This window comes from Paraburkholderia elongata, assembly GCF_013177735.1.
Taxonomy (GTDB): domain Bacteria; phylum Pseudomonadota; class Gammaproteobacteria; order Burkholderiales; family Burkholderiaceae; genus Paraburkholderia; species Paraburkholderia elongata.
Window position 1 is genome coordinate 1 of record NZ_WOEZ01000309.1, and the last position, 11218, is coordinate 11218.

The following is an 11218-nucleotide window of genomic DNA, read 5'->3' on the forward strand; positions in this document are numbered from 1 at the left end:
CCGCGCTGAATGATTGAGCAACAAGCCCTATCGTGAGGCGCCGCGTTCCCATTAGGTCGCCAGATTTGAGCCTACGGTGCTGCTAATTTCACTTCTGAAACGAAGCTACTTTTACTTCGTCGCACGGCCGTCGACCACGGGACGGTCACTGCGCACGATGCCGGCACCGGCCAGCAGGCCCTGCTGCGGGCGGCGCTTGAGGATGCGCTCGCCCGGATCCGTCGTCTTGAGCAGGAGAACGCGCAACTGCACCGCGAAATCGGCGAAGCGCATGCGGCACGGGATCTGGCCGGCGAGCATGTGAACCGGCCGCTCGGTGATCTGTATGCGTCGATCGAACGCGCCGGCGTCGGCGCAACGACCCTCGCACGGACGGCCGCGCAGCTGGCCGGCACCGAGCGGTTTCTCAAGATGCAGAACGATGCCGTGCGGCTGCAGGCGAGCGGGGAGGCTGACGCGCTGCGCGAGCAGAATGGCCAGCTGCGCGAACGGATCGACCATCTGCTGCTGGAAGTGGACCAGTACCGGCGCGCGGTTGTGTCGAGCCGGGGCAAAGGCGCATGACTGCCCGTCCCCGGATGTAATTGCCGTGACTTCCGAGGAAGGGCATCAAAACCCATGCCGCTACGACTTATCGGCATTGAAGCCGCGCAAAAAAACGGCCCGCACGTCGCGGACCGGTTCTGGCGGAGCAGCGACGGGCGGCCAGTTTGCCCGCCAGCCCCGCCTCTGCTCCGTTTGTGGTCACGTGCCGTGAGCACCGACCACGTCTACATGATAGTCACTGTGCCGACGCGCGGCGGGAGTTTTTCAGCCGCGCCGGACCACGGGCGGGCAGTCGACCCCCACCCGTTCCTTCGGGAGAGGACTTGCGAAGCATAAGAAATTGAGAAAAAAACGCAAAAAATGGTGTAAATGAAGGCCCGCAAAGTCAGAGTATCCGGGCCTTCATTTGCGGACACACGCCCTCATTTCAGGCAGATGCCGCTCACACAACTAAATCTGTTACCAGTTTTCAACTAATTTTGTTACTACTCACCGCCGGCGCCCGCCGAATGGCTTCCGGACGTGCGTCGGCACTGCAACGGGGGGGGGGGCCGTGATTTCAATGCAGATTACGACGGTAGGCCGTTTCAAACCCGACAAGGCTTTGCGAACCGGCCCGATTTAAATATCCATGAAAATCAGATGGTTGCTGTTTGCGTTTTCTGGCGTCGGCAAGTGCGGCAGCGCCTTGCGTCAAACTCGCCCGCGCCCGCCGGAAAGTCTTGTCCAGTCTGGCTTTTCGGCCAGTCGAGCGGTCGGCGCGTGATCCCAGCGCGCGGTGTCGCTGACACGTATGCCGGCAGTTGGCATCACGTTTGTCTGGCCGGAATAGCGTGCGAATCTAACGCTGGGAAACCCGTTTTCGAGCGACCGCCGGCAGGCTATCCGGGAGCAGCGCTCTTATCGCCGCGAAACCGCCCCGAGCCAAGCCCGCCCTGAGATCGTCAGCCGTCATCGGAGACCCGACAGGAAACGGTTGATTTGATTGGGGATTATATTAGGGGCTGACCGCTAGTCGCTGTCACGTTTAGATCACGCTACCGTCGCAATCTGTACAGAAATCACGGGGATACCCGGTAGCGAGATCGTGGAAGTGCGTACGGTTGAGTTTTGGCAGCCGGTCGAAGTCGAAGGTCTCGAGCGTCTTGCGCAGCGCGCCGCACAGCCGCCCTAGATCGTGCCGAACAACGCTCGCGGCCGGTCTCTTAGCGTCTGCGCGATGATCCGCAACGCGTGCACCAACTGCTCACGCGACGCTGCACACGCAAGGTTGATTCGTACGCCGTGCTCGATCGTCGAGCGGTCCACGGCGAACGCCGATGCCGGCATCGTGTTGACCCCGCGCGCGAGCGCATTCGCCGCGAAGTCATCCGAGCGCCACGGCGCCGGTACCCGCAGCCAGACGAACATACATGCCGGGTCGCTCTTCAAGTGCTCCTTCGGCAACAGTTCGCGCGCGAGTTCCTGCCGCGCAAGCAACTCGGTGCGCTGAGCCTCGAGAATGGTCTGTGCTGTGCCGTCCTCGATCCAGCGCGTCGTCACGAGCATCGACAGCGGCGCCGGCATCCACGCGGTGGTGCGTACAGCCTCGGCCGCGAGCGCGGCGCCATTGGGCGGTGTCAGCACATAGCCGAGACGCAGTCCGGGCGCGAGGATCTTCGACGTTGACGCGACATGAAACGTCAGCTCCGGACACAGGCTCGCGATGGTGGGCAACCGCGTGCGCAACAGCGGCCCGTAGACATCGTCCTCGATGATCGCGATGTGATGCCGGCGCGCGATGTTGACCAGCGCCGCGCGCCGCGCGAGGCTCATCGTCACGACGGTGGGGTTCTGCAGATTCGGCACCGTGAAGATCGCCTTCACGCGCAGCCGGCGACACGCGTCGTCGAGCTGGTCCGGCAACAGGCCCTCGTCATCGCTCGGGATGCCGATGATCTCGAACTGGAACAGCGGCGCGAGCGCCTTCAGGCCGTAGTACGTCAGCCGGTCCGCGAGGATCACGCCGTCATGGCCCATCAGGGTCGAGAGCACCGCATAGATGCCGTGCTGCGCGCCGCTCGTGACCACGACGCACGCCGGCGACGGCGCCTGGCCCGGCGCTGCCATCCATCGTGCGCCGGCCACTCGCGCCCATTCCGGCCCTTGGGGCGGCTGGTATTCCTGCAGCTCGGGGTAGCGCGGATCGAGCGCGATGCTCGCGAGCGTGCGCGAGAGCTGTGCGAGGAATTCGCCCGTCGCAGGCCGATTCACCGTCAGGTCGATCATGCCGTTCGATACGGGCTCGCCACTTCCCGGCGCACGCGTACCCGCCGTGTGGACCGACGGCATCGCGCCGCCGGTAACGATCGAGCCGCGCCTCTTGCTCGCGACAATCAGCCCGCGCGCCTGCAATTCCTTGTACGCGCGCGATACCGTCGACACATTGATGCCGAGTTCGATCGCGAGCTCGCGTTGCGGAGGCAGCCGGCTGGCCGGCGGGAACATGCCGCTCCTGATCTGTTCCTCGAGCGAGCGCGATACTTCCAGATAGGTTGCCAGCCGCGCCTTTGTCTGGACACCCGGCTCCCCATTTGTGTGACTTTCATCGGGTTTCATTCGGATGGTATCTCCATACAAAAACTCCGCGGTTCGCGCTGCGCTCACCGATTACACGCACTTCAACCGCATGCTAGACCTTTTAAGCGGCCGTAGCGAAGGACTTTCATCCTCGTCGCTAAGGATGCTCGCTCGTTTACGGGAAAGCACCTACGGCCATACAAAGAGAAAATCATTGAATGCAAAAAATCTTTGTGTGAGTATGGTCGCATCGAATCAGCGTTAGCCGGCAGTGCGGCGCGACGTGAAACGCAGTTCTGGAGGACGCATCATGTCAGATCGGCAGTCATCGTCAGCAACGAGCTGGAAGAACTGAATGGCTGAGGTTGCCGTCCTGGGCGCAGGTTTCGTCGGTTTGTCCTGCGCGTACTGGCTGATGCGAGATGGGCATCGGGTGACGCTTATTGATCCGCAGGGACCGGGTGAGGGCGCATCGTTCGGCAATGCCGGCACGTTTGCGAACTACGCATGCATTCCGGTGAATAATCCGGAGGTGTTCCGTAACCTGCCGCGTTTCCTCTTCTCGCATACCAGTCCGTTGCGTATCCGCTGGCGTTACATGCCGCAGCTCGCGCCGTGGCTCGTGCGCTTCCTTGCCAATTCGACACCGCGCCGTTACGGCGCGTGCGCCGAAGCGCTGGCACAACTGCTGTCGCGAGCGTTCGAAGGTTATCGCGAGATGCTGTCGGCCGAGGAGTTGAACGCTTTCGTGCGGCAACGCGAATGCCTGTACCTGTATTCGAGCGCCGCCGCGTTCAAGGCGGCGCAGCCGTCGCTCGCGTTGCGCCGCAAGCTCGGCGTCGCGTTCGACCACTACGACCGCGATGGCATCCGCCAAATGGAGCCCAATCTCGCAGCGATCTTCGAGCACGGCACGCTCTTTCGGGACAGCTGGTTCCTGACCGATCCGCGCGGCTTCCTGCGCGCGCTGCACAGCTCGCTGATCGCGCGCGGGCTGCAGCACGAGCGCGTCGCCGTGCGCACGATCGAGCCGTTGAGCGACGGCGTGCGCCTCGTCGACGACGCGGCCAAGGCGAACGACACCGAGCACGCGATCGTCTGCACCGGCGCGCTGTCCGCGCGCTTTGCCCGGCAGTGCGGTGATCGCGTGCCGCTCGATACCGAACGCGGCTACCACGTGCGCTTTCCCGGCACGTCTGCGCTGATTTCGCGCCCGTGCGGCTGGGCTGAACGCGGCTTCTACCTGACGCCGATGGCCGGCGGCGTGCGCGCCGCGGGCATGGTCGAACTCGGCGGCTTCGGGCCGCGGAAGAACCGCGGCCTGCTGAACCTGTTGACGACGTCTGCCAGGGAGGCTTTGCCGGGCTTGGGTGAAGTGGACAGCGACTGGCTCGGCTTTCGTCCGAGCCTGCCGGACGGCTTGCCGGTGATCGGCCACGCGAGCGCGACACCGCGCGTCGTCTATGCGTTCGGACACCAGCATCTGGGCGTGACATTGGGCGGTTTGACGGGCAGTGTGGTGGCCGATCTGGTCGCCGGACGCAGGCCGCCTGTGAATCTCGATCCCTACAGTCCACGCCGTTTTTAATGTCACCACGACATCGACAGGAGCCCGCAAAGCATACGCAACATGTCTTCAGCACGCAGTTGAGCCGTCTCGGAAACAGGCCAGGCGTCGACTGCACATCAGGTCCATTTGGAACAAGGGAGGGACATCATGAAACGTCGTAGCCTATTTGCTGCGCTTGCACTTAGCGTTCTCTGCGCGCATGCGCCGTCGTATGGAGCCGAACCGGAGGTCGTCAAGATCGGTTTCGTGGGTCCGCTAACAGGGCCGGTCGCGCGCGTCGGCAAGGATTTGCAATACGGTGCACAACTTGCGCTCGATGATGAGAATGCGAAGCATCCAACGGTCGGCGGAAAGCCGGTCAAGTTCGTACTGGACGTGCAGGACGATCAGGCGGATCCGCGCGTTGCGATTCAGGTTGCGCAGAAGCTGGTCGATGACGGCGTTGTCGGCGTGATCGGCCACTACAACTCGGGGTGCAGCATTCCGGCATCGACGGTCTACCATCAGGCCAACGTCGCGATGATTACGCCGGGCTCGACCAATCCGCAGCTGACGAAGCAAGGCTTCAAGAATGTGTTCCGCACGATGGGCCATGACGGTGTCGGCGGCGTCGTCGCGGGCCACTTCGTGGTCGAGCAGATCAAGGCGAAGCGGATCGGCATCATCGACGATCGCACGGCGTTCGGGCAAGGTCTTGCTGACGCCTTCGAGAAGGGCGCAAAGGAAGCGAAGGGCAACATCGTCGACCGAGAGTTCACGAACGACAAGGCAGTCGACTTCCGCGCGATCCTGACGACGCTGAAGAGCAAGAACGTCGATGTGATCTTCTTTGGCGGACTGGACGAGCAGGGTGCGATGCTCGTCAAACAGATGCGCTCGCTCGGCATGCCCGCGCTGCTGTTTGGCGCAGGCGCGCTCAAGAGCAACGCGTTCCTCCAGATCGCCGGCCCGGCGGGGGAAGGCACGCAGGATCTGGAGCCGGGTCCCGCACTGGACAAGCTTCCTGCGGCGCAGGAATTCGGCAAGCGTTACAAGGCACGCTTCAATCAGGATGTCGAACTGTATGCGCCGTTTGCGTATGATGCGACGCTCGCGATGCTCAAGGCGATCCACGATGCGAACTCGCTCGACCGGCAGAAGATCGTCGACAGCCTGGCGAAGGTCAATGTGACGGGCATTACCGGCAAGATTACGTATGATCCGTACGGTGACCTGATCAAGCCGCCCTATACGCTGTTCGAGGTCCAGCAGGGACAATGGAAGAGCATCAAGACCGTGGGCGGCAGCGGCGTTTAGGTTTTCTTGACAGAGCGGCCCCGGCAATCCGGACAGCGGGGTCAGCGGAATTGCTGAAACCGCAGCTGCTACAACGCGCTGATCGGGGCGATCTTCGTCGGCCTGTTGCTGCCGGGCTTCGTGTACTTTTATCTGGCCGGGCACCGACGCAAGTTCGCGCCGCTCGACACGCTGATCGAGCCCGTAGACGAGCTGAAGGCGGAACCTTCGCTTGATTGAGTGAGGACCAAGTCATGGCTTACAGGCAAACAGTCGGCGGCCGCACCTATCAGTTTGGCAATCTCAAGGACCTGATGGCGAAGGCGACCCCGGCCCGCTCCGGGGATTACCTTGCCGGCATCGCCGCGGCGGACGACGAGGAATGCGTCGCCGCGCAGATGACGCTCGCCGAAGTGCCGTTGCGAACGTTTCTGAATGAAGTGCTCATCCCCTATGAACAGGATGAAGTGACGCGGCTCATCATTGATGAGCACGACACTGCTGCCTTCGCTCCCGTCAGTCACCTGACGGTGGGCGACTTCCGCAACTGGCTGCTCTCGGATGCGGCAGACGAGAAGGCGTTGACGGCGTTGTCGCCCGGACTGACTCCGGAGATGGTCGCAGCCGTGTCAAAGATCATGCGGGTCCAGGACTTGATCCTGGTGGGCCAGAAGTGCCGGGTGGTGACCCGATTCCGTAACACCATTGGCCTCAAGGGACGGCTATCCACACGCCTTCAGCCCAACCACCCGACTGACGATCCGACCGGAATCGCCGCCAGCGTGGTCGACGGACTCATGTACGGCAGTGGTGACGCGGTGATCGGCATCAATCCCGCCACCGACAGTATCTCGGCGGTAACGACGCTCGTACATATGCTGGACACCATCATCGCCAAGTACCAGATCCCCACCCAGTCCTGTGTGCTGACCCACGTGACCACCAGCATCGAGGCCATCAACCGCGGCGCGCCGCTGGATCTGGTGTTTCAGTCAATCGCCGGAACCGAGGCGGCCAACGCCAGCTTCGGCGTTAACCTGCGCGTCCTCGAGGAGGGGTGCAGTGCCGCGCGGTCGCTCAAGCGCGGTACGGTGGGCGACAACGTGATGTATTTTGAAACTGGTCAAGGCAGCGCGCTGTCGGCGAACGCCCACCATGGCGTGGATCAGCAGACCTGCGAAGCGCGGGCCTATGCCGTGGCGCGCAAGTTCAAGCCGCTCCTGGTGAACACGGTGGTCGGCTTCATCGGCCCCGAGTATCTCTATGACGGCAAGCAGATCATCCGCGCTGGCCTTGAGGACCATTTCTGCGGCAAGCTCCTCGGCGTGCCGATGGGCTGCGACGTCTGCTACACCAACCACGCCGAGGCCGACCAGAACGACATGGACATGTTGCTCACGCTCCTGGCCGTGGCGGGGGTCACCTACGTCATGGGCATTCCCGGGTCGGATGACATCATGCTCAACTACCAGACCACGTCGTTCCACGACGCGCTGTACGTGCGGAAAGTGCTTGGGCTCAAACCCGCGCCGGAATTCGAAGCCTGGCTGTACAGCATGGGCGTGTTCGAGCCGGGCGAGGTGCTGCAACTCTCAGAAGCGCTACCCCGTCCTTTCCGGCACGCGTTGGCGCACCTGGCGTAAGGAGGTTGCGATGGACAAGTCACCTAAAGCGCTCGTGGTCGTCAACCCGTGGCAGAAGTTGCGCCAATTCACCGAGGCGCGCATCGCCCTCGGACGCGCGGGCACGAGTCTGCCTACCCAGCCACATCTGGAATTCCAGTTCGCCCACGCCCGCGCTCGGGACGCCGTGCACCACCAGCTCGAGATCGAGCCCTTGCGGGCGGCGCTCACGCAGCGTGGACATGAGGTCATAGTTCTGCACAGCGCCGCTGGCGACCGTCAGATCTATCTGCAGCGGCCGGACCAGGGCCGGCGGTTAGATGCCGGATCGCGCCGAATCCTGGAAGAGCGGGCGGAAGGGCACCAGGACGAGTACGACGTGGTGTTCGTGATCGCCGACGGACTGTCCGCATTCGCCATTCGGGAGAATGTCGTCCCGCTACTCGACGCGGTGCTGCCCAGGCTCGCGGACGAAGGATGGCGCGTTGGGCCGCTCGTCGTCGTGGAACAGGGCCGGGTAGCGGTCGGCGATGAGGTGGGAGAGCTGCTGGGGGCGCAGATGGTCGCCATCGTGATCGGCGAGCGTCCGGGCCTGAGCTCGCCGGACAGCATGGGGATATACCTCACGTACCAACCGAGAGCCGGTACCACCGATGCCTACCGCAACTGCATCTCGAACGTGCGCCGGGCAGGGATGAGCTACGAGCTGGCCGCTCACAAGCTTGTCTACCTGATGATCGAAGCGCGACGCCGCAAACTCACCGGTGTGTCGCTCAAGGACGAGGCGGAGGTGCTGCAGCGCCTTGCCGCGCCCGGCAGCAACTTTCTGACAGAGACGGACTGACGAAGGGCTGTCCCAGGGCCGCCCAACTGACAAAAGGTGCTTCGCTATGATGCCACGCGGGCAATTCATTCAGACACTGGCCGGCAGCGCTGCGGGGCCGACGAGACCGGACAGATGGCGCATGCAGTGATAGCCGTCTGGTGGTCTTCTTTCGACTCGCACCAGCTCAGGAGGATACGATGATTTATCCCAACCCCCCACATCCAGGCAGCAAAGTGTCGTTCAAATCCCAGTACGAAAACTTCATCGGCGGTAAGTGGGTGCCCCCGGTGAAAGGTCAATATTTTGACAACGCTTCTCCGGTCACAGGCCAGCCGTTCTGCAAGGTAGCGCGTTCTTCGGCTGAAGACATCGAGCTTGCGCTCGATTCGGCCCACGCTGCGAGAGATGCCTGGGGCAAGACCCCGGTGGCGCAACGGGCCCGCATCCTTAACCAGATCGCGGATCGCATGGAAGAAAATCTGGAAATGCTGGCAGTCGCGGAGACGTGGGACAACGGCAAACCCGTGCGTGAAACACTGGCGGCCGATATTCCGCTTGCCATTGATCACTTCCGCTATTTCGCGGGATGCATCCGCGCGCAGGAGGGGACGCTCGGCGAAATCGACGAGAATACCGTGTCGTATCAGTTCCACGAGCCTCTTGGCGTGGTCGGCCAGATAATTCCATGGAATTTCCCGCTTCTGATGGCGGCGTGGAAAGTGGCACCGGCGCTTGCTGCCGGCAACTGCGTGGTGCTGAAGCCGGCCGAGCAAACACCCGCCGGAATCCTTGTTCTGCTTGAGCTGATTCAGGATCTGCTGCCGCCGGGTGTGCTGAACGTCGTCAATGGCTTCGGGCTCGAGGCAGGAAAACCCCTCGCATCCAATAAACGCATCGCCAAGATTGCCTTTACCGGGGAGACGACCACCGGCCGCCTGATCATGCAGTACGCCTCAGAGAACATCATCCCGGTCACGCTCGAACTCGGCGGCAAGTCTCCCAATATCTTTTTCGAGGACGTGTGCGATAAGGACGACGAGTTCTTCGACAAGGCCGTCGAAGGTTTCGCAATGTTCGCTCTGAACCAGGGAGAGGTCTGCACCTGCCCGTCGCGCGCCCTGGTCCAGGAATCCATCCATGACAAATTCATGGAGCGAGTTATAGAGCGCGTGAAGAACATTAAACAAGGCAATCCGCTCGACACGGATACCATGATCGGCGCCCAGGCGTCTTCAGAACAACTGGAAAAGATTCTCTCTTACTGCGATATTGGCTCGCAGGAAGGCGCCCAGTGTCTCCTCGGCGGGGAAAAGGCGGTCGTCGGCAGTGACATTGCGGGCGGCTACTACATGCAACCGACGATTTTCAAAGGCCACAACAAGATGCGCATTTTTCAGGAGGAGATCTTCGGCCCCGTCGTCGCCTTCACGACCTTCAAGGATGAAGCCGAAGCGCTCGCCATCGGCAACGATACGCTATTCGGCCTGGGCGCCGCGGTATGGACGAGAAACATCAATATCGCGTATCGGATGGGGCGAGGACTTCAGGCTGGCCGCGTCTGGACGAACTGCTATCACCTGTATCCGGCCCATGCCGCTTTTGGCGGCTACAAGAAGTCCGGAATAGGCCGGGAGACGCACAAGATGATGCTGGATCACTATCAACAAACCAAAAACCTTTTGGTAAGTTACAGCCCGAAGGCGATGGGCTTCTTCTGATCTGCTGAGCGGCCTGGCGCGCGTGCGTACGGAATCCGGACCAGGAATCCGGATTCTCGGTTGGGGGTTTTTGATGGAAGTGAAAAGAGTAGTAGTAACGGAGGCTGCTTTGCAGTTGATTGAAAAACTGAAGGCTGAATTCGGACCTTTGATCTTCCACCAATCGGGATGATGCTGTGATGGCAGCTCACCGATGTGCTACCCCGAAAACGAATCGAAGGTCGGCCGGTCGGATGTTTTATTGGGTGAGATCGGCGGTGTTCCGGTTTATATGAACACGTCGCAGTTTGAGTATTGGAAGCATATCCAACTCATCATTGACGAAGTTCCGGGTCATGGGGGGAATGTTCTCCTTAGAGGGACCGGAAGGCCTGCGTCTTTCGACTCGATCAAGGTTGTATCCCGACGAGGAGTGGGCAACTCTGGAGAAGCAGGATGTTGCCCAGAGCCCATAACTATGTGTTTCTGATTCCAGCTGTGATTCCAGCGGCTTTGATTATGTTTATTGCAAATTGCACTACGGATTGAGAAATGCGGTGCAGTGCGCATACAGACAGGACTGGCGATTTCACATCAACACCTGGTTGTCAGGCGCGGTGCTCGGGGTTAGTTGTAGCGGCTTGCGATCGACGGCAGCAGTGCTCGCGATCGGACCTGGGCGGTGACTTCTCCGCGTCATCATAGTTACCCATCGCGGGGTCCACAGAGGTCGGCCGCGTTTTGCCGAGAAAGGCTACGGGTTCGGTTACCAGCTGGTCAATGGTACTTATTCGAGCATCTCGTGACGTTCAAGTTGCGGGACATTGCGATGCTCGTTTTTTCGCTTGAATAGCGTCACGGGCTAAGGAGCATTAGTAAATGGATATCTTCATCCAGCAGGTCCTCAACGGGCTGGTGCTTGGCAGCGTTTACGCCATCATCGCACTGGGCTATACGATGGTTTACGGCATCTTGGGCATCATCAACTTCGCGCATGGCGATGTGTTGATGGTGGGCGCGATGGTTGCGCTCTCAGCCATAGGCGTGCTTCAGAACCACTTCCCCGGCCTCGGCAATGTGCCGACGCTCATCATCGCGTTGATCATCGCGGCAGTGGTTTGCT

Annotated in this window: 9 protein-coding genes and 2 pseudogenes; 8 read left to right on the plus strand and 3 right to left on the minus strand. The window is 61.4% G+C overall.

The window, feature by feature from the left end; translation table 11 throughout:
* Positions 1-111: 111 nt before the first annotated feature.
* The gene (locus GNZ13_RS49280) at positions 112-300 is read right to left on the minus strand and encodes a hypothetical protein (RefSeq protein ID WP_172178703.1); all 189 of its coding nucleotides are present in this window, start codon (positions 298-300) and stop codon (positions 112-114) included.
* On the opposite strand from GNZ13_RS49280, the gene GNZ13_RS49285 reads away from it, so the two are divergent.
* Complete coding sequence (locus tag GNZ13_RS49285) at positions 301-564, plus strand: hypothetical protein (protein WP_172178705.1); 264 nt, start codon at positions 301-303, stop codon at positions 562-564.
* A 1054-nt stretch (positions 565-1618) separates the two neighbouring features.
* Here the strand turns inward: GNZ13_RS49285 and GNZ13_RS54710 are convergent.
* Positions 1619-1702 (minus strand): annotated as a pseudogene (locus GNZ13_RS54710) (ATP-binding protein); the annotation flags it as partial.
* Positions 1703-1716: 14 nt separating this feature from the next.
* Entirely contained in the window at positions 1717-3144 is a 1428-nt protein-coding gene (locus tag GNZ13_RS49290; protein WP_172178707.1) for an aminotransferase-like domain-containing protein, read from the minus strand.
* A 316-nt stretch (positions 3145-3460) separates the two neighbouring features.
* Between GNZ13_RS49290 and GNZ13_RS49295 the strand changes: the two genes are divergently transcribed.
* The 7 genes and pseudogenes from GNZ13_RS49295 to GNZ13_RS49325 form a co-directional block, all read left to right on the plus strand.
* A complete protein-coding gene (locus tag GNZ13_RS49295; protein ID WP_172178709.1) occupies positions 3461-4693 on the plus strand; it encodes an NAD(P)/FAD-dependent oxidoreductase in 1233 nt (410 codons plus the stop codon).
* A gap of 129 nt (positions 4694-4822) precedes the next feature.
* Entirely contained in the window at positions 4823-5971 is a 1149-nt protein-coding gene (locus GNZ13_RS49300) for a branched-chain amino acid ABC transporter substrate-binding protein (RefSeq protein WP_172178711.1), read from the plus strand.
* A gap of 233 nt (positions 5972-6204) precedes the next feature.
* Positions 6205-7593, plus strand: coding sequence for an ethanolamine ammonia-lyase subunit EutB (locus GNZ13_RS49305; RefSeq protein ID WP_172178713.1), 1389 nt, complete (start codon positions 6205-6207; stop codon positions 7591-7593).
* Positions 7594-7603: 10 nt separating this feature from the next.
* The gene (eutC, locus tag GNZ13_RS49310; RefSeq protein ID WP_172178715.1) at positions 7604-8416 is read left to right on the plus strand and encodes an ethanolamine ammonia-lyase subunit EutC; all 813 of its coding nucleotides are present in this window, start codon (positions 7604-7606) and stop codon (positions 8414-8416) included.
* Between the two features lie 179 nt (positions 8417-8595).
* Positions 8596-10116, plus strand: coding sequence for an aldehyde dehydrogenase (gene adh, locus GNZ13_RS49315; RefSeq protein WP_172178717.1), 1521 nt, complete (start codon positions 8596-8598; stop codon positions 10114-10116).
* A gap of 73 nt (positions 10117-10189) precedes the next feature.
* Positions 10190-10571: pseudogene (locus tag GNZ13_RS49320) on the plus strand (DUF779 domain-containing protein).
* Positions 10572-10974: 403 nt separating this feature from the next.
* A partial coding sequence (locus GNZ13_RS49325) for an ABC transporter permease subunit (RefSeq protein WP_407945690.1) occupies positions 10975-11218 on the plus strand: 244 nt, incomplete at its 3' end.

Coding starts and splice junctions, on each gene's coding strand:
- GNZ13_RS49280 (WP_172178703.1), bottom strand. CDS start 300: ATGCTCGCCGGCCAGATCCCGTGCCGCATGCGCTTCGCCGATTTCGCG.
- GNZ13_RS49290 (WP_172178707.1), bottom strand. CDS start 3,144: ATGAAACCCGATGAAAGTCACACAAATGGGGAGCCGGGTGTCCAGACA.
- GNZ13_RS49295 (WP_172178709.1), top strand. CDS start 3,461: ATGGCTGAGGTTGCCGTCCTGGGCGCAGGTTTCGTCGGTTTGTCCTGC.
- GNZ13_RS49300 (WP_172178711.1), top strand. CDS start 4,823: ATGAAACGTCGTAGCCTATTTGCTGCGCTTGCACTTAGCGTTCTCTGC.
- GNZ13_RS49305 (WP_172178713.1), top strand. CDS start 6,205: ATGGCTTACAGGCAAACAGTCGGCGGCCGCACCTATCAGTTTGGCAAT.
- eutC (WP_172178715.1), top strand. CDS start 7,604: ATGGACAAGTCACCTAAAGCGCTCGTGGTCGTCAACCCGTGGCAGAAG.
- adh (WP_172178717.1), top strand. CDS start 8,596: ATGATTTATCCCAACCCCCCACATCCAGGCAGCAAAGTGTCGTTCAAA.